Annotated in this window: 17 protein-coding genes; 6 read left to right on the top strand and 11 right to left on the bottom strand. The window is 46.2% G+C overall.

Features of this window, described 5'->3' with window-relative positions; translation table 11 throughout:
• Position 1: 1 nt before the first annotated feature.
• Entirely contained in the window at positions 2-1240 is a 1239-nt protein-coding gene (locus DXT99_RS15745; RefSeq protein WP_115566537.1) for a serine hydrolase domain-containing protein, read from the bottom strand.
• Between the two features lie 431 nt (positions 1241-1671).
• Here DXT99_RS15745 and DXT99_RS15740 point away from each other — a divergent pair, with 431 nt between their 5' ends.
• Together DXT99_RS15740 and DXT99_RS15735 are read left to right on the top strand one after the other, a co-directional pair.
• Entirely contained in the window at positions 1672-2187 is a 516-nt protein-coding gene (locus DXT99_RS15740; RefSeq protein WP_115566536.1) for a hypothetical protein, read from the top strand.
• A 393-nt stretch (positions 2188-2580) separates the two neighbouring features.
• Entirely contained in the window at positions 2581-3498 is a 918-nt protein-coding gene (locus DXT99_RS15735; RefSeq protein ID WP_115566535.1) for an NmrA family NAD(P)-binding protein, read from the top strand.
• A gap of 184 nt (positions 3499-3682) precedes the next feature.
• Here DXT99_RS15735 and DXT99_RS15730 read toward each other — a convergent pair whose 3' ends face one another.
• Positions 3683-3985 carry a hypothetical protein gene (locus DXT99_RS15730; RefSeq protein ID WP_115566534.1) on the bottom strand — a complete coding sequence of 101 codons (303 nt, stop codon included), beginning with the start codon at positions 3983-3985 and terminating at the stop codon, positions 3683-3685.
• 280 nt (positions 3986-4265) lie between these two features.
• Here DXT99_RS15730 and DXT99_RS15725 point away from each other — a divergent pair, with 280 nt between their 5' ends.
• Both DXT99_RS15725 and DXT99_RS15720 read left to right on the top strand, forming a co-directional pair.
• Positions 4266-5405 carry a BamA/TamA family outer membrane protein gene (locus DXT99_RS15725; RefSeq protein ID WP_115566533.1) on the top strand — a complete coding sequence of 380 codons (1140 nt, stop codon included), beginning with the start codon at positions 4266-4268 and terminating at the stop codon, positions 5403-5405.
• Positions 5406-5605: 200 nt separating this feature from the next.
• Complete coding sequence (locus tag DXT99_RS15720) at positions 5606-6313, top strand: DUF4288 domain-containing protein (protein ID WP_115566532.1); 708 nt, start codon at positions 5606-5608, stop codon at positions 6311-6313.
• Between the two features lie 243 nt (positions 6314-6556).
• On the opposite strand, the gene DXT99_RS15715 is transcribed toward DXT99_RS15720, so the two are convergent.
• The gene (locus tag DXT99_RS15715) at positions 6557-8053 is read right to left on the bottom strand and encodes an amidase (protein ID WP_246000764.1); all 1497 of its coding nucleotides are present in this window, start codon (positions 8051-8053) and stop codon (positions 6557-6559) included.
• A 702-nt stretch (positions 8054-8755) separates the two neighbouring features.
• Here DXT99_RS15715 and DXT99_RS15710 point away from each other — a divergent pair.
• Both DXT99_RS15710 and DXT99_RS15705 read left to right on the top strand, forming a co-directional pair.
• The gene (locus DXT99_RS15710) at positions 8756-8947 is read left to right on the top strand and encodes a hypothetical protein (RefSeq protein ID WP_115566530.1); all 192 of its coding nucleotides are present in this window, start codon (positions 8756-8758) and stop codon (positions 8945-8947) included.
• A 39-nt stretch (positions 8948-8986) separates the two neighbouring features.
• A complete protein-coding gene (locus DXT99_RS15705; protein ID WP_115566529.1) occupies positions 8987-9727 on the top strand; it encodes a PRC-barrel domain-containing protein in 741 nt (246 codons plus the stop codon).
• Between the two features lie 202 nt (positions 9728-9929).
• Here DXT99_RS15705 and DXT99_RS15700 read toward each other — a convergent pair whose 3' ends face one another.
• From DXT99_RS15700 to DXT99_RS15665, 8 genes are all read right to left on the bottom strand, one after another.
• Positions 9930-11069, bottom strand: coding sequence for a PQQ-dependent sugar dehydrogenase (locus DXT99_RS15700; protein ID WP_115566528.1), 1140 nt, complete (start codon positions 11067-11069; stop codon positions 9930-9932).
• A gap of 304 nt (positions 11070-11373) precedes the next feature.
• Complete coding sequence (locus DXT99_RS15695; protein WP_246000762.1) at positions 11374-13629, bottom strand: bifunctional SulP family inorganic anion transporter/carbonic anhydrase; 2256 nt, start codon at positions 13627-13629, stop codon at positions 11374-11376.
• Between the two features lie 461 nt (positions 13630-14090).
• Positions 14091-14927 (bottom strand): hypothetical protein, encoded by an 837-nt coding sequence (locus DXT99_RS15690; RefSeq protein WP_115566527.1) that lies wholly within the window; start codon positions 14925-14927, stop codon positions 14091-14093.
• A gap of 184 nt (positions 14928-15111) precedes the next feature.
• Complete coding sequence (locus DXT99_RS15685; protein WP_115566526.1) at positions 15112-15891, bottom strand: response regulator; 780 nt, start codon at positions 15889-15891, stop codon at positions 15112-15114.
• Positions 15892-16049: 158 nt separating this feature from the next.
• Positions 16050-16316: a hypothetical protein gene (locus DXT99_RS15680; RefSeq protein ID WP_115566525.1), complete on the bottom strand. Its 267-nt coding sequence runs from the start codon at positions 16314-16316 to the stop codon at positions 16050-16052.
• 5 nt (positions 16317-16321) lie between these two features.
• Positions 16322-16492 carry an alpha/beta fold hydrolase gene (locus DXT99_RS15675; RefSeq protein WP_115566524.1) on the bottom strand — a complete coding sequence of 57 codons (171 nt, stop codon included), beginning with the start codon at positions 16490-16492 and terminating at the stop codon, positions 16322-16324.
• A gap of 3 nt (positions 16493-16495) precedes the next feature.
• Positions 16496-16735, bottom strand: coding sequence for an alpha/beta fold hydrolase (locus DXT99_RS15670; RefSeq protein ID WP_115566523.1), 240 nt, complete (start codon positions 16733-16735; stop codon positions 16496-16498).
• 156 nt (positions 16736-16891) lie between these two features.
• Complete coding sequence (locus DXT99_RS15665) at positions 16892-18676, bottom strand: thiamine pyrophosphate-requiring protein (RefSeq protein ID WP_115566522.1); 1785 nt, start codon at positions 18674-18676, stop codon at positions 16892-16894.
• Between the last annotated feature and the right edge of the window lie 77 nt (positions 18677-18753).

The following is an 18753-nucleotide window of genomic DNA, read 5'->3' as shown; positions in this document are numbered from 1 at the left end:
TTTACAGCTGGGCACTGGCCGCTTTACTATGTTTCGTGTTATCAGAGGCTGTAATAACGGGCTGTACCGGGTACAAAAACCGCCGTACGTCTTTCAAATAATTTAAGCTGCCATTCGTCAGGTTGCTTAGTACAATAATGGCGCTGTGGTCCTTTGGGTTTCGCAACAGGTAGGTATTAAAGCCGTGCCATAAGCCGCCATGGTATACAGCCGTATCTCCGCTCTCTAGCTGGCGGATGCGCCAGCCAAACCCGTAATCTTCGTCTTTTTTCTTTTCCGGGCGGGAGCCTCTAAAGGCCTCTTCCAGGGTTTCTCTCTTCACCAGCTTTTGCGTGTACAGGGCCTGGTCCCATTTATACAAATCTTCTACTGTAGAGTACAGCCCTTTGTCGCCCAGCACAGTATCTAAATAGTCAGGTGTTCTTTTACGTCTGCCACTGGTGTAGCCGGTTGCCACACTTTCCGTTACAACAGCCATATCTTTACTAAAGGTGAAAGTGTTCTTCATCTCCAGGGGAGCGAATATCTGCTCTTGCAAAAATGTGGCGAAAGGCATACCAGAAGCTTTATCTACAATGGCAGCCAGCAAACTGTATCCTGTGTTACTGTAATCGAAGTGAGTATTGGGTTTGTAAAAGATTCGCGGCCGATGCACCGCCATCAGGTTCAGAACATCCCCGTTGGTGATTGGCACGCGGCGGTCGGGCCAGAGTTCATCGCTGAAGTAGGTATAGTTAGGCAAGCCAGACCGGTGGGTAAGCAGCTGCCGTATGGTAATGCCTTTGTAGGGAAAGTCCGGGATATACTGCTGTACACTATCCTCGTAGCTGAGCTTGCCCTGTTCTTTCAGTATCATGATGGCCATGGCCGTGAACTGTTTGGAAACGGAAGCCAGCTGAAAGGCTGTTTTCGTGGTCAGGGTATCTTTACGGTGAAAATCGGCATAGCCAAAAGCACCTTTGTAAATTACCTGGTCGTATTTTGTAACCAGCACCGTTCCGTTAAATCCCTTTCTTTTATGTAAATGTTTGAAAATGGAATCAACCTTAGTACCCAGCTGCCGGGCACTATCTGGGGTAAACGAAGCCGGAATAAGCACCTGCTGCCTGCTATCCTCTTCTTCAAATAAATCATCAAGCTGAATATCATTACCTGTTTCCTGACAGGAAATCAGGAACAAACAGCAAAAGGATGCGATAATGCATCGAAGCAATGCAAACTGTATTTTAAGAAAGGCCATACCTGATAAAACCAACACCAAAACTGAATTTAAATATAGGTCATCTTCCTGAGTAGTTAAAAGTAAATTCTCAAAAAATTCACTCTCTAAGTAATGTTCTGACCCCTTCCCCTCCTGCTAATATTTTCCATAGCCACTAATCCAGGGAAAAGGTATTTTGTATTCTCAGGTAATCCGCAGCATGTTTAGCAGAAGGCTTTGCCTCTGATAAGTCCTATGTAAAAGCAATAGTGAAAAGGAAAATGAACTATCCAGAGTAAGGGTAGCTGACAGTGTTTGTTTATTTCAATTCGTGAGTTTTATGTGATAAACACTTGCCAAATCAGACAGTGTTACAAGTTCAGAGTATAATGACATAGCAGTGAAGCTTTTACTTGCATTGCATATGAAGGATGCATAACTTCAATTTAGTTGCCAAAAGTTAAAGTATAATGGAATACCGTTTTGTACATCACTGGCAATATGAGCCGGGAGAAGAAGAAAACAGGATTTTAGAGGACGCCGTTACGCTGACGAACAAGAGCAGAGGTGCGTGCTTTCTTTTGGAGGCCGCCACATTCATAACCAGGCATACTGGCGTTGAGTATGTCATGATTGGAGCACTGACTGAAGACAAAAGCCACATCCGCACCTGCGCCTTCCTCAAGGGGGAAGAAGCACTGGACAATGTAATTTATACCCTCCAGGGGACGCCATGCGAAGCTGTGCAAACCCAGGGCTTCTGCTACTTTCCTTTTAACGTTACCAAAAGCTTCCCCGACGACAGAGAGCTACAGAATCTGAAAATTGAGAGTTACCTGGGCAGGTTTCTTCTTTCCGGAACTAATGAACCAATAGGCACAGTGGCCGTAATGGGTACCGGGCCAATTGAAAGGGCCGCTTTTGCCGAGCATTTAATCTTTGTGCTGAGCCCCGCAATCGAAGAAGAATTGGAAAAGGCTATATAAAAGCATAAACCAGCATCTTTTTTTTCATGAGAGCTTTTTAATTGTGTGGCTGAAGCAACTCAACATTTTTGCAAGAAGGCATACAGGAAACATCAGTTTGCTTTCACATTCGGACACTCCCCCTCGATGTCTACTTTAGCTGAAGCAATTCGTATGGTGATGCAGTCAGCCTTGCTCAAAAGGTGCCATCATCATGCTCCCCACCCTGTATAGATGTTAGTGACTATCCGAGGCACTGAATCTGATGAATTTATTGGATTAGAGATGCTTTGCAGAGGGTTTTTAAACCGACCTGTGCTCATTAAATGGAATCAGCGTTTAAGCGTAGCCTCATCTTATTTTATTAACAATAACCTGAGTATGTGGTTGTAGTTAAGAAACCAGGAAAATAAAATGTCATTTAAAAAAAATACTGATCCGGACAATGCAACGATCATTCTGGCCGGAGCCACCGGAGACCTCGGTGGGCGCATCGCCCGGTCACTACTTCATCGGGGAGCCAACGTGAGGGCAATTGTCCGGCCCGGAAGCGCCAGCGAGAAGTTAACAGCCCTACGGAGAGAGGGCGTTTCTATCGTGGAGGCTGATTTCAAGAGTGTCTCTGAGTTGAGCAAAGCATGTGCGGGTGGGGCCTGTGTCGTTTCAGCGCTTTCAGGCCTACAGGAGGTAATCTTAGAAGCGCAGCGGGTGCTGTTGCATGCTGCGATAGAAGCTGGAGTTCCCCGCTTTATCCCGTCCGACTTCGCCATTGATTTCACAAAAACTCCCCGCGGCTCTAACCGGAACCTTGACCTTCGCCAGGAATTTCATGAACGATTAGACAAGGCACCGATTGCGGCTACTTCCATTTTTAACGGCATGTTTACGCACCTGCTTGCGGGAGAGGCACCACTCATCCTTTTCCCGCTTAACCGGGTTATCTACTGGAGTGACGCCGACCAGCCGCTGGACTTCACGACCGTGGAAAACACCGCCGCGTTCACCGCCGCAGCAGCGCTTGACCCTTCCACCCCGCGGCACCTCCGCATCGCCGGCGATACCGTTAGTGCCCGTAAATTGAAAGAAATTGCGAGTGAGGTAACCGGACAGGAGTTCCGCCTATTCCACGTAGGGGGCCTGAGAACACTTGATAACATGATCAAAGTCACGCGCACAATTATGCCCAAGAGCGATGCGGTCTTTCCGCCCTGGCAGGGCATGCAGTACCTGCGCAATATGTTTAGCGGGAATGGGAAACTGGAGCCACTAGACAATAGCCGCTACCCTGACATAGAGTGGACACCCGTGCGTGTAGTGCTCGCAGCCCGCTAAACACTGCCGGGGCTGTGCTTGTTCATATAGCATTTAATCAACCCTCTGTTCGTTCAGTAGCACTTTTCCAGGGGCTTCTACAGCGGCATCATACCTACACTTCCGTTGTATAGCTCTTAACGCTCAGGCTCCTTCCGTAAGACCTCAGCTTTAGGCTTACAGAAGGAGCCTGACGTAAGCGGGATTATTTAAAATTTAATGTTGCGTTAAAAGGGCTGTTTTTGGGTTCGGCTGTGATACGCACGGTCAGGTGGTCATAAAAAGCAAAATCCTGATCTATATCGATGCTACTGTTCACCTCTCCTCCATCGGATAATTCCTGGCTAAAAACAGGGACGTCCTTCTCATCTAAAACTACCAGCTTTAAAGTGGCGCTTGCATCCGTTTCTTTTTCTACAGACACGCTGCTGATTTTAAGGCTTCTTCTTTCCTCGCTCCCGGAGATCCTGAAGGCGGAATTCAGGTGATTTAGGTGTATTATTTCCATTATCCTACTATTAAATTTGATTGTGCTGCAGCACTTGCTGGCTTTCGGGTACTGGTAACAGTACGTTGTTCCGGCGGCGAGAGGTGCCGGTTGCGGTGAGGAATTAGAGGATATTGCTGCCCTTTTACTGTTAGAAAGAACCAGGCAGGAAAACACCATAACAATTAGATAAAATCTATATAGGGCGAAGGTGTTTTTTGTAGGACATTATTGCATAACTTCGCGCACCGAACATCAAGGTATACTACAAAAACTGTTTGTCTGTTTACTGTCTTCAAATATGAAAACCCGCTTTATCTTCCTTCTTTTTGCGTTTGTGCTCTTCTCTTTGCAAGAGGCTGGGGCGCAGCATCACAATTTCGTTTCCAGGTATATCAACAAACTGCTGAATGACACGACAGATGCTTCGAAGCCACAGTTCCTCCTTTACCCTACCCTAGCTTACTCCCCGGAAACGAACCTGGAGTTTGGCCTCAGCAGCCTCTATGTGTATTATGCAAAGAATGATACCACCAACAGGCTCAGCGAAATAAACGGCTTTACCTTTTTCACGCTCGAAAACCAGTATGGCCTCCTGTTCGACCATTCTCTTTACTCCGATAAGAGCAGGTGGTTCTTTCTGGGCAAGCTGCGTTTCCAAAGTTTCCCGATGCTCTACCACGGCATAGGACCAGACTCGCCTGCCGAGCACTTGGCTCTTGTAGAGGCCACCCAGATTCAGGTGAAGGAACGGGTGCTGCGCCAGATTCGCCCCAACCTGTACATGGGTCCGCAAATCGATTATCAGCGAATGGCTTCTGTTGACTTTATTGCTCCCACAGACACTTACGTAGCAGAACCGGCTGGCAGCAAAGGGTCAGCTAACACGGGCCTGGGCCTGGGTATAATTTACGATAACCGGCACAACGTGCTCAATGTGCGGGACGGGTTATTTTCAGAACTGGCCCTGATCCGCTATGATCGGCTTTGGAACAGCGACTTTAAATTTACCTCCATCCTTTCAGATAACCGTATCTACAGGCCCATTGGCAGAAGCAACGTACTGGCAGCCCAACTGATTGGGCAGTTCAGCGTAGGCAATGCGCCTTTCAACCAGTTGGCCTTGCTGGGAGGCGAAAGCATCATGCGCGGCTATTACACGGGCCGTTTCCGTGACAAGAACCAACTGGCTGCGCAGGTAGAGTACCGTTTTCTGCCCCTGCCCCTGAGTTTTTCCAGCAGGATCGGCGCATCTGTATTTGCCAGCACAGGCACCGTTTTCTCCGATTTCAGCCACCTGAACGTAAAAAACCTAAAAGTGGCCGGTGGCGGTGGCCTGCGCTACCTGCTTTTCCCTAAAAAGGACATCTACACCCGCGCTGACATAGCTTTCACCAACGAGGGCACCGGCTTTTACATCCTGATTGGGGAAGCGTTTTGATGCTGGTTCCGCGCTGCTGAACGTAAACATTGAAATAGGCTACTCAAAATGCTACTGTGCTATACTGCCGGGGCGCTGTAATATATTCAGGAACGAAATTTCTTACAGGAGCAGGTGCCATCTGCTTTGCAGCGTATAGATAGCAGGATTTTTTCCTGTTAAACGATTTTGTACGCCATAAAAAATGAGAGGGAAAAAAGATGGACGAATTTCTAAGTCAATGGAAAATAGATCCGAAGGAGGCCAGGCAAAGTGAGAAAACGGCTACCATAACGATTGTTCTGAAATATGTAAACACAGACAATTTTATGGAGATACCTCCGGATGAAAGAAAAGCCATCATCAGACGCATTCTGCAGCAGCAATACGCCAGGCTGAAAAAAGACTTCTCACTGCGGAATATCAAATTAGAAAGGAAACGGACAGAGCCTCGCGTCTTAGAGGCTCAGATGAAACTGAAAGACTTGTTCGACCTACAGGCGAAAGAGTACGTGCTGAATATTATAGTGAAGGACATTGAGGGTATAGCGCGTGTAGAATCGAAAGAAGGCAAGGAAGAGAAGCCGGATGCATTTTACGCTGTCAAAGCCCGCTACGCCATTCTGATTGAGGGAATTACCAGCGGGTTACAAACCTATGAAGAAAGAATCGTCTTGCTGAAAGCAAAGAATGAAGAAGAGGCAGAGAAAAAGGCCTTGAAGATTTTGCCAGCGCAGGAACAACCTTACCTGGGCAGCGAAAAGAGGTATGTCTGGTATAAGTTTGAAGAAATCATCAATATCCAAGAAACACATGCCCGTGAACTCAGCGACTTCAATGAAGAAGGAATAGAGATATATTCTGAAAGAAAAGTTCGCCGGATGAGACCAGGAGACGAATGGATTCTGCCCTACCGCCCAAAACAATAAAGGCAAAAGACAGGTAGTGGTGGGCTATGAATTGCTTATAAACACCTTTAAAACATAAGCCAATTGCCCAAGTCACTTCACAACGATGTAGCTAAGCTTCTTTAACAATCAGCAGTACGAACTGCAAGATCGCACTAGCGGCAGATAACAAAACTCCCCACCGCTGTTGGTCAACACCAACAACGACGGGGAGTTTTGCATGAAGGCAGCAGGGTTTAAACCCTGCTAAAGCTTACCAGAGCACTACGGCAGAAACTTCGGGGCTTTACGATGCTTTGTTCCTTGCTCATAACCATAAGCGACTTCAAGTAAAATTGGCTCGCTCCAGGCTCTTCCGAAAAAAGAGATACCCACCGGCAACTCCCCTACGAAACCCATGGGAACGGTAATAGAGGGATACCCGGCCTGGGCTGCAGGAGAGGAACTTCCAACCTGGAAACTGTCGCCGTTCACCAGGTCCGTTTTCCAGGCTGGGCCTCCCGTTGGGGCTACGATAGCATCCAAATTGTGTTGGTTCATTACTTTGTCGATGCCTTCTTCCCTACTGCCTTTCATCAGGTTGGCTAAAGCCTCTTTGTATTCCTGTGTGTTCAGATCTCCTTTTTCCTGCGCCATTTCCAGGTAGCGCTGGTTGAAATGCTGCAACTCCACCGAATCCGCTTTATTGAAAGCGATCAACTCTTCCACACTCTTGATGGGAGCATCAGGTCCAAGCGACTCAAAGTATTCATTTAAGCCGTGTTTGTACTCAAACAACATAATTTCAAAAGAATTGGCGCCAACTCCTCTTCCTCCTATTTCATCGGTTTCTATAATCTCTGCTCCCTGGCTTTTCAGGAAATCCACCGCCTTCAACATCAGGGAGTCCACTTTATAGTTAGCGCCCAGCGGCGCTTTATAAAACCCGATACGCTTGCCCTTCAAGCCATCTGCTTTTAAGAACTGGGTATAGTCCTTGTGAAATTTACCCTGGCTGGCTGCTGTTTTCTCATCTCCAGCATCCACTCCCACCATGGCTCCTAAGCCAATGGCCGCATCCCGCACGGTACGGGCCATCGGCCCTGGTGTATCTTGTGTGGAGGAAATCGGGATAACTCCTGAACGGCTTACAAGGCCAACCGTCGGTTTGATACCCACTACGCCGCTGGCTTGCGCCGGGCAAACGATAGATCCGTTCGTTTCTGTACCTATAGCTAATACCGCCAGGTTAGCGGCCACCGCTACAGCTGATCCGGAACTGGACCCGCAAGGATTGCGGCTCAAAACATAAGGGTTCTTTGTTTGCCCACCCAGGCCACTCCAGCCACTGGTAGACATCTCGCCCCTGAAGTTCGCCCACTCACTTAAATTGGCTTTACCAATAATAATGGCTCCGGCCTCTCTTAACTGCCTGGCAACATAGCTGTCCTGCAAAGGGTATGAATTCGCTAATGCCCTGGAACCGGCAGTAGTAGGCATTTTATCGTGCGTGTCAATATTGTCTTTCAACACAACGGGTATACCATGCAGCGGACCTCTGATTTTCCCCTCCTTCATCTCTTTATCAAGCGCCTCTGCAATCTGGATAGCATCCGGGTTTACTGCTATAATGGAACCAAGTTCCGGCCCACTGTCATCTACCTCCTCAATTTTGTTCAGGTAAGCCTGCACAACTTCTCTGGCGGTCAGGGTGCCGTCTTTATACCCTTGCTGTAGCTCGGCTATTTCATATTCCACAATGCTGGAACTCTCAGCGCTCACAACCTCATTTTCAGGTGGAGAGGTCTGGCAGGAGACCTGAAAGAATAAGGAGGAAGTAATGGTCAAAAGAAACGCAGCCCTTTTTGGAAGGTGCCTCCAATTTGTAAGATTCATTTGTTTATATGTCTGGTTATACGGATGCTAAAGTATGTGTACGTGCTTTGTTATTAGCAGCAGAAAATTGCCTGTTAGCGCTGATCAAAAGTAAAGGTATAGTAGAATCAGGAAATTTGTATAACTGATAAAGCACGATCAACAAAATACTCATCACCCTGCAGCAAGTAGTAACACCTGAAACAGCAGGAGAAAGTTATTTAACGGCCCCTATACCTCTTTTATTGGCCTCGTACCGCTAACATGATCCTGAAGCTTGATTTTATATTTTATTTTCATTGAATAAAACCTCTGAGAAAACCCTCCCCTTCAGGTCTACCCCAGTCCAATTCTTGAAAGCCTTTGTTTGCGATACTTTCTTAAATTGTACTTATCATTAAAACTCTCCATCAACATATCTTGCTCATCAGCGTATTAATCTTGTTATGTTGCTCCCTTACTGGAATAACACTTTGCCCTTGTGTAAAACTTAATTGCCTGAATCTGTAAAAAAGACAGAAAGCTTATACCTGGTATTTGAAGTTTCAGAAGGACTTGCAAGAGCTTTGACTCTGATAGGATTAATTATGGAAAACAAACGACAAAAGAATGGCTGAAATAAGGATTGAACGCAAGAAAAACAATTCACTGTGGATATGGGTACTCGTACTTATTCTATTGGCTTTAGTAGCCTGGGCAGTGTACGAGTTTGCTTTCGATAGGAACGAAGTGGAGACGATAGAGGTAAACCCAAGCACCGGTATGGTGCTACCGGAAACGTTGCACTACCAGGTGGCTTAACCTCCCTGTCTCCTGTTACTAACTTTAAAAAATAAAACCATGAGAAATAACGATATAAGTCAGGATATGACAGATCGCTTGATGCCATTAAGCAGTCTGAAGGATTACCAAGTGGCCTCAGACAGCACAGACGTGCTGGGCTGGAAAGTGGCAGGTGCAGATGGCGACATGTTTGGAGTAGTAAAAGATTTGATTGTCGACCCGCAGACCCTGCGTGTACGCTATTTGTCTGTAGTAGCCGACCGCAAATTCTTTAACACAAAGGACGATCAGTATTTACTGATACCTATTGGAGCAGCGGCACTTGATAAAAGAGGGAAAAAGATATTTGTATCCTACATCGACACGCGCTCTGTTTCAAGTTACCCGGTATATGGTGGTGACTCTATTTCTGAAGATTATGAGTATGCGGTGCGGGATACATTTCAAAAGTCCCAGCATGATACGCTGCCAGATACCAACACCAATAGAAGGAGCGAGTTTGAAGAGGCGGCAATACAGCAACCGGTCACCAGCCGGCGCATATCAGATGACTTCTACAACGACGACAACTACAACGAGAACCGATTCTACTCCTCCAGCTGGCAGGAAGATCGCGCTGACAATGTAGATGATACCAGGCATGTAGCAACTGAAACAAATGTTTATAGTGAGGACGGTACTTCTAAAACAGTGGAGGACTCCATTGCTACCATCGAAAGAATGGAACAACTACGTAAAAGAGGTTCTATTACAGACGATGAGTATACCCTACTAAAGAAGAGAGCGCTGGATATATAAGCTTTCCTGTAAAAGAGTTTCCTTCACATTAGAGCCTCTCAAACACTTTTGAGAGGCTCTTTTATGCTCCTCTTGCGGCGCAATGCCTCTGTCCAGCTTGAATATCAACCCGAACTCAGAGAGAAATGACAACGCAGGTAACTTAGACTATGTTTATATGAAGCAAAAGATATGCCTCCTATCCAGAATGGTTACCTTCAAGTTAATTCTGCAAGTGTAAACGCAAAACCTTGCCGTTATCCTGGTCTGTTAGCACATAAACAGAGCCATCGGGAGCCTGCTCTACATCGCGTATGCGTGCATCCAACGGAACGCGCTCCACTTCCTCTGCCTGGTTTCCATTAATCTGCACCCGCACAATTCCCTGGCTGGTTAGTCCTCCAATAAGGGCCGTTCCCTGCCATTCATTAAACATGGAACCAGTATAGAATATCATACCTGATGGAGAGATAACTGGTGTCCAATGAAGTGCGGCATTGGCAAACTCAGTAGTGGTCGTCGGATCAGGTATATCAGTGCCATCGTAGTTTTCCCCCCAGCTCACTTCTGGCCAGCCGTAATTACGTCCTGCCTCTGGCTGGTTTAACTCATCTCCTCCCTGGGGTCCCATTTCTGCCACCCAAAGCCTGTTAGTATTCGGTTCAATTGCTGCAGCTTCAATGTTACGATGGCCATACGACCATATCTCGTCTTCCGCATTCGCCTGTCCTACAAAAGGATTATCGCTTGGCACAGATCCGTCGGGGTTGATGCGAACAATGGTGCCCATGTGATTGGAGGGGTCTTGGGCCGGGTCAAATTTAAACCTTTCGCCCATGGCAAGAAATAGGTGGCCATCCGGCGTGAACACGATGCGTCCGCCGAAGTGGTTAGGGCCATCTACTTTAGGCTCCTGCCGGAAAATAACCGTGAAGTCTTGTATCGCATTTCCCTCCAGCCTTCCCCGGCCCAATGCTGTGGAGGCTGTATTGTTCCCTCCTGGTTCGGAAAAGGAAAGGTATACCAAGTTATTTTCCTGGAAGTTCGGGTCCAGCACCACATCCAGCAAGCCCCCTTGCCCCTCTGCAAATACTTCCGGAGTGCCTGTTAGCGGTTCAGAAAGTTGGTTGTTGGTATCCAGTATTCTTAGTCTTCCGGGCCGCTCGGTTACCAGCAGCCTGTTGTCCGGAAGAAAAGCCATTCCCCAGGGATGTGTCAGATTTTCAGTCAGCGTTTCAACCTGCATTTCGCCAGTTTCATCTTCCGTAGCAACAGGTTCTCCGGCTTGTGCATCTGACTCCTGCGAGCAAGCCTGTCCGGCCAAAACCAGTATAGCTGTCAGAATTCCTATCGTACTACGCATTGCAAGCATATGTAATTTCTTTGCTGAAGTTTTCATAGTTAAAGTTTACGTTTTCTGAATAGTCCTTTGTTTGATAACGCAGGTTAACTACTGATGTTCTGGTTCTTAATTCAGACTCACCCACAGAAATACGAAACACAAACCTTACTATAACCTATTGCTGTTACCTTAAAGAAACATACATGAAGCTTATAAAAGTCGTTATTTCTCACAGCGCTAGAAATATCGACTCCCCTGATTAAATATAAACCCTGAAAATCGGCGCCTGCCAGCTTCATGCATATCGCACTACAGAAGTAACGAATTAAAGAACCTCTTTTGTGGCCAAATTAACTAAAGAAGAAAACTCGACTTTACCGGTCCTGCGATCGAAAAAAGCGGAACAAAGGCCTAGCTTGCCCTGGCTCACCTGATCGCTGATGTATGGATTTTGCCTTAAGATTCTTGTTTTAGATTCTTCCAGATTCCATAAGGTAATTTCATTTACCAAATCATCTAAATCTTCATTTTTTAATCTTTCCTGGCTGAATGTGCCGGAGGAAAGGGCAGGTTCCAGTAAAGGTTTTAGGTAGGAGTCATTCCCTTGTAGATAATTCTCAAGGGCTTCTTTGATGAAGGAGTTTCCAGAGTTTCCCATTAATAAAATCAACCTGGCGCCCTGTTTCCGGCAGGCAATTTCAAGGCTGTGTATAAGATGTTCCCCCACCAGATTACCTGCTGCCCGCAAAGGTATCAAGTCCCCTATTCCGGTATTCAGCAGCATGTTGAGTGGTTCACGCATATCTATGCAATTAAGGATTGCAGCCAATGGAGCGCCTTTGATGAAGTCCATCAGCTCTTTATTCCTTAACCTCCTTGAAACAAGGTTGCCATCAACGTAACGCTGGTTCCCATCTACCAGGTACTCCAATATCTCCTTCGGAGTGGATGGGTCTTTTATGAACTTGGGCTGGCTGTTAACCAGGGGGACCTGACTTTTAGGATTGTACTTTTCCTTTAGCCCCGTTATTTTAACATTGATGTTGTTTTCCCGGGCAAAGGTATCCTGGAAGTCATGCAGGATCTCTACTACATCAGGCTCCACATAAGTGGTAAAAGTAGCATCAATGATTATCTCCGAGTGTTTAGGCAGGTTCCATAAGGTTCTCTTTATGGCGGGTTTATTCAGAAAAGACACTTCATTGGATAGCTCAAGCCGGGTGGTTTTCCCCTTCTGCGACTTTGTGCTTTCCATATAAAAGGGATTATAGAAATTACCCCTAAGCAGAAAAAACAGGCTGGAAGCCGTTCCTATCAGCACTCCCAGCAACACATCTGTCAGCAGGATACCGATGGTAGTGACAACAAATGGAATAAACTGGTCCCACCCCTTCAGATACATGCTCCTGAAAATGGAAATGGAAGCAAGCTTGTAGCCCACCACCAGGAGGAGAACAGCCAGTGATGCCAGGGGAATCAAATTAATGATCGAACTGAGGAACAGCACACTAAGCAGCAATAAAATGCCATGCGTGATCGTGGAGAATTTAGTTTCTGCACCCGCCTGGATATTGACAGAGCTCCTTACAATAACAGAGGTGATGGGAATACCGCCAATTAGTCCTGCCAGTATATTGCCAATTCCCTGAGCCACCAGTTCCCGGTTAGGAGGGCTCCTTCTCTTGTGTGGATCCAAATTATCTGCTGCTTCAATGGCCAGCAGTGAAGCAATTGAAGCAATCAATGCGATGGTTAAACCATACGTCCATACCTGAATATTTGCTATAGCAGTAAAATCAGGAAAGGTAAGGAAAGAAGACAAGCTCTCAATTTTGGGAATATTAACCAGGTGGATACCTTCCAGGTAAAAAGAAGGTATAAAAAATTTAAAGAGTTGGTTCACTATTACTCCTAAAATAACCACCACCAGAAAAGAAGGCAGGTTTTTGATTTTACTGAGAAATGTCTTTTCCCAGAATATAAGTAGCAGTAAAGAAATAACAGATAAAATGATAGCGCCAGGCGACAGCGACCCAAGAAGTGACAAAAGCATTTCGGGCAACTCCATAAAATAATTCGGGGCATAGTCTAAATACAGACCATCCTGTTTGATTCCCAGGGCATATGGTATTTGTGATATAATAAGAATCAATCCTATGGCAGCCAATAAACCTTTGATGATGCTGGTCGGCATATAATCCGCAATCAATCCGGCCTTTAGGATTCCGAGCAGTAGTTGAAGCACACCTCCAATCAGCAGGGCCAACAGAAACACTTCAAAACTGCCCAACTGTTGAATAGCTACTAATACGACAGCGGATAAACTAGCAGCAGGCCCACTAACGCTTACATCAGATTGGCTAATACACCCTACTACAATACCACCTATAATTCCTGATATCAGGCCAGATATCAGGGGCGCACCACAGGCTAATGCAATGCCCAGACACAGAGGGAGTGCCACCAGAAAGACCACAATGCCTGCAGGAATATCTTTCCCTGGTCTGCTAAATATTGTTCTTCTTATATTGGCAACATTTCGCTTGTCAAAAACTTTATTGATTGGTCTCTTTTTATTCAAAATTTCGGGATTTAATTTACTTTCTCATCTAAAGATAAAAAAAGCTGCTCTATTTTGACATAGAGCCATGCTTTTTATTAGCACACACCGAAACACTATCTGCCTCAGACAGAATCTAACACTGCTGAATTGCTGCTGAAAAGGAAGACTTAGTTATAAAATATTTCGGTTTAGCCGGGAGGAATTTGCGGAAGGGACTGTTTCACTTTATGATATGGTGCGAATCTCCAGACCTGGAACTTAAGGTGAATATGGAGTCTTTGACATAACAGCGCCATAGCCCAAGGCATAATGACACGAGTGAGGACTTTGCAGAATGAAACAGCCTTTGCCTGAGGAGACAATCCTTCTACTCCTGGTGATAACCATTAATATAACACCGGTTCTGCAAAAGCTATGGGGCAGTATAAGTTTCTGAATATTGCCCCAGAAAATTTATAAGAACACAATCCAGCGTAAACTTATTTACTGTCTGTAAAGGAGAATTGAAGAACCTTCTTGTTCAACATCAAATAATCCAGCAAGGCGTAGTTGAAAATAATGATGCCAACCATTTCTAAAAACTCTTCAATCGGAAACAAGAATTTGTTCACCACATTATCGGGGCCATACAAGGTGTCGAAATGGGCTTCGCAAAACTCCAGGCCAAGTGCGGCGAAAACATATATACAGCCTGAAAGATAAAAGAGGCTTCTTGTTTTGACAGGCAGCTTTAAAGTAAACTTAAAAAAGTAAAGCCCAACCAGCAGCGTAAACACAGCATAAGGCACCATCCAAGCCCAGCTCAGAAATGGCGGAACTTCATCTAAATAAGAATTAAATTTACTTCCTGCTAAGCCCCCAAATGTTTCATGAAGCTGCGCCGACTCATCTATTGACAGAAATAAAAATAAGAGACTGAGGTATAACCAATGATAGGTAGCTTTTTTGCCGGTGCTGTAAACCACATAAGACAAAATAGAAGCCAATGCTAAATTAAAAGTTGAAAAATAGGTGGAAAGATTTCCTTCCAGGCCTAAATGAAATTGGTTGTACAGGGCGTAATGAATTTCTTTGAAGAAGGGCAGGCTTGAGGAGTTACTGAAAATTCCTAAGGCCTTAAGAGCAAGATGAACAACCACAACATGACCTACCAATAGGGCTAGCGCGATAAAAAGAAGTAATTTCGTTATTCGAATGGGAGAAAGTGTTCTGTCTTCTGTTACATACTCTTTTATATACTTCTCATCAACCCGCGCTTCACCAGCCACAACACTTTTATCCTTCCCTTCCTTTGTATCTTTTAAATGTAACCCCATATTGATTTTATATATTTAAATTGTTTATAAATTCATATATTTAAATATATAGTAAATATTATTCAATTACAATATTAGAGAAACAAAATATTTAAAGATATTGGTAAGCCCCGGAAACAAGAGCAAATAGGACACATAGTCGCTCCTATTGCTGGCACATCTGCTGTATGCTAGTGTAGAGTTTTCAGGGGGTATTGCGGGAACCGGTACGATGCCACCGGCTTTTTTGTATTTCTTTCAGGCCATGAATAACAGCATTCAACTCATGGTTTATTTCCTGAGAAATCCGCTTCATCAGGCGCTGGTCTTCTGCGTCACCTTCCATAAAGTGAATGCCTTTCGTGATGGCAAGTTGTAGTTTCGCAGCACGCAGGAGCTCAACAGTAGTCTTTATCTTATGACTGCTTGCCTTGTACTCCTTCAGATCATTAGAAACGAGCGCAGTCTGGAATTCTCTTTTATAGTTTTCAAAATTATGGATCGTCATCCTGGCTAGTTCTTCCAGATCTTCCTCGTCATCCGCGAGTAATTCCTCAAAATTCTCCAGGGTGAAGGTTGGCTCATCGGCAGTGTGGAGTTTGGGCTGCCATACTGTTGCTGCCTCATTTTTACTCTCGGCATCCTGCTTCGGTTTCTGAGAGGTACTGAGGGTATAATAGGCTATTTTACCTTGTAGTTTCGTTGGGTTGAAGGGCTTGCTCACGAAGTCGTCTATGCCTGCATCCTCCATGCGCTTTTCATAATCATGACCGGCAGAAGCAGATAATGCAATAACAGGCAACAGCCTGTACTTTTCTTCCCCAAGGTTTCTTATTCTGGAAGTAGCTTCATAGCCATCCATGTCCGGCATATGCAGGTCCATCAGCACCAGTTCATATTCCTGTTGCTTCACTTTCTCTATTGCCTCGGCTCCATTTTCCGCCACCTCCACATCCCCCCCACTTTTCCAGGTACCTGGAGACAACCATTACATTCACTGCATTGTCGTCCACTAACAAAAGCTTCACACCTTGCAGGGAAGTGGTGGGTTCCTGCCCTTCAGCAGTATTATTGGTTGAAGAAGCTGCAGCTTCGCCAAGTTTGAGGCCGAGATTAAATCCAAATTCTGTTCCCGTTCCTTCTTCACTCTTTACAGAGACCTACTTCCAATGGCGCTATCACGTCTTCAGAGCACTGCAGTATGAGTGTATTCGTTCTGATGTTTCTTAAATCTGTCCGATTATTAGAAAGAAAGGTTGTACGCGCAAAATGCCTGGCAATTTCGGGGTCCGTCTGGCAAAAGCTGTTGGTGAGTTCCTCCCCCAGTTCCGGTTTATCAGGATTCCCCATAATAACGGGTGCCATGGCAGCAGACCAACCCAGGTAGTTGTTTTCCAGAGACTCCAGCAATTCTTCTATGTCTTCTCCTGAGAAACACCCCTGTAGCCGTTGCTATTGATGTAGCAGGGAGAGGGACCCACCATCACCAACTTTTCGAAACGGTCAGGCTTTTTAATTGCGGCAAGCGCACCTATCATGGAGCTCACGGAGTGGCCCATAAAGATAACCTGCTGTAGGTTCAGCACCTCTCAAATTTCGAGCAAATCATCCGCATACCCCTGCAGTGTTTCATACTTCATCTTGCTATAGGCAGTGCTATCTGATTTACCGGCACCAACATGGTCAAAAAGCACAATCTTATAGTCATTTTTGAAAGCCGGTGTGACAAAACGCCACATGTTCTGATCACAACCAAAGCCATGCGAGAAGACGATTGTTTTTTTGCCAGCACCACTTACATTAACATTGTTTCTTTTGAGGACGCCCATTGCTCTTTGTCTTTACAAAGGAAGCACACTTGCTTATAGTATATTTGTTAGTAAACTTAAATATGATAGTTATAGCTGTCATTTCAGAGGCAGCGCAGGAAGCATATTTGCTGGCAAAGACTAGACGATTATACGATGAATACAAATCTATATTCCCTACCCTTTTTCACTTTGGCGCTCTACAGCACTGCGTAAGGGCTCTCTTAAGTTTCGTTCGGCGGCCTCGTCTCCCTGCCGAATCGCTGAAGCAAGTTTGTCAGAAAAACTAACGGCTACCTGAGGGCTGAAAGGCACTACTTCAGGATCTGTTATGGCTTCGATCACCACGGGCCTGTCAGCTTGCAGCGCTTTCTCCAGAGCTGCCTCTACCTGCTCTGGACTGTCAATACGGATGCCTGTCAAACCTAAGGACTCGGCATACTGCGCGTAATTAAAATCAGGTAATTCCTGAGAGGCCTCAAACCTTGGCTCCCCCTGCATCAGGCGCTGCTCCCAGGTTACAAAATTCAAATCATGGTTGTTCAGCACAAGCACGATCAGACGCGGATCGCTCCACTGCCGCCAGTATTTCTGTATTGTGATCAGCTCTTCATTTCCGCCCATCTGCATAGCGCCATCACCGGCAAAAGCAACAGCCAGCCTGTTTGGGTAAGCGAATTTGGCCGCGATGGCGTAAGGCACGGCACAGCCCATGGTAGCCAACGTTCCTGAAACAGAAAACTGCATCCCCTCCCGCATCCGGATATGCTGTGCGGTCCAGCTGGAGGTAGAACCTGAGTCCGCAGCAAGAATACAGTCCTCCGGCAGGCGCGGTGATAGTTTCTCGAATACCAGCCGCGGGTTGAGCGGTTTCGCTTCAGTGGCGGCCCACGCCTCGATTTGCTTCCACCAGTCCTGCATGTCCTGCTTTATCTTTTCCTGCCATGAGCGATCTTCTTTCCTGTGCAGCAGCGGCATTAAGGCTCGCAACGTTTCAGCACTGTCTCCTGCCAGGGGCACCTCCATTGGGTAGCGGATACTCAGCATCCTGCCGTCTATGTCAATCTGCACGCCCCGGGCCTGCCCTTCCTGTGGCAGAAACTCAGCATAGGGAAAGCTGGAGCCTATCATGAGCAGGGTGTCGCAGCCTTGCATCATTTTATGTGTCGCTTCGGTACCGAAAAAACCGATAGCACCTGTTACAAAGGGCAGGTTATCGGGCAAGGCAGCTTTACCCAAATAGGCTTTTGCCACACCTGCCCCTAGTATGTCAGCGACCTGTGTTACTTCACTGGCAGCGTTCATCGCTCCCGCTCCTATCAGTATGGCTACTTTCTTTCCTGCATTCAGCACCTCTGCCGCCTTTTGTAAATCCTCGTCCTGGGGAATAACACGGGGTACAGTATAGCCAATGCCGGAGTGAATGGTACCATGCTCGTGGGGCGGGTCCTGGTACTCCAGCTCCTGCACGTCGTTGGGCACGATAATGCATGTAACGGTACGTTGTGCTTTTGCAATGCGCATGGCCCTGTCTATCAGGTGCCGCACCTGCCTTGCGTCGGTAGCCATATGCACATACTCTCCAGCCACGTCTTTGAACAGAGACATTAAGTCTACCTCCTGTTGCGCGTGCCCGCCTAACGACATGCGGGATTTTTGCCCCACAATAGCGACAACCGGCTGATGATCTAATTTGGCATCATATAATCCGTTCAGCAAGTGTATAGCACCCGGCCCGGAAGTAGCCAGGCACACCCCTACTTCACCTGTGAATTTGGCGTGAGCGCAGGCCATTAAAGAAGCCATCTCCTCATGGCGCACCTGAACAAAATCCATCATACCGTTTGCTCTGTGCAAGGCACCCAGAATACCGTTTATCCCATCGCCCGGGTAACCGAAAATGCGCCTGACACCCCACTTAGATAATCGTTCAATTAAAAAATCGCTTACTTTCTGCTGCATAAATTTTCTTCTTCAGTGATAGATAAATTAAATCCGCCTTCCGTTTCAACCAGCATTGTATCAGCAGATAAGTTCTC

The organism is Pontibacter diazotrophicus (genome assembly GCF_003367245.1).
Lineage (GTDB): Bacteria > Bacteroidota > Bacteroidia > Cytophagales > Hymenobacteraceae > Pontibacter > Pontibacter diazotrophicus.
Note: the sequence above shows the minus strand (reverse complement) of the source record. Positions and strands in the feature narration are given on the sequence as shown.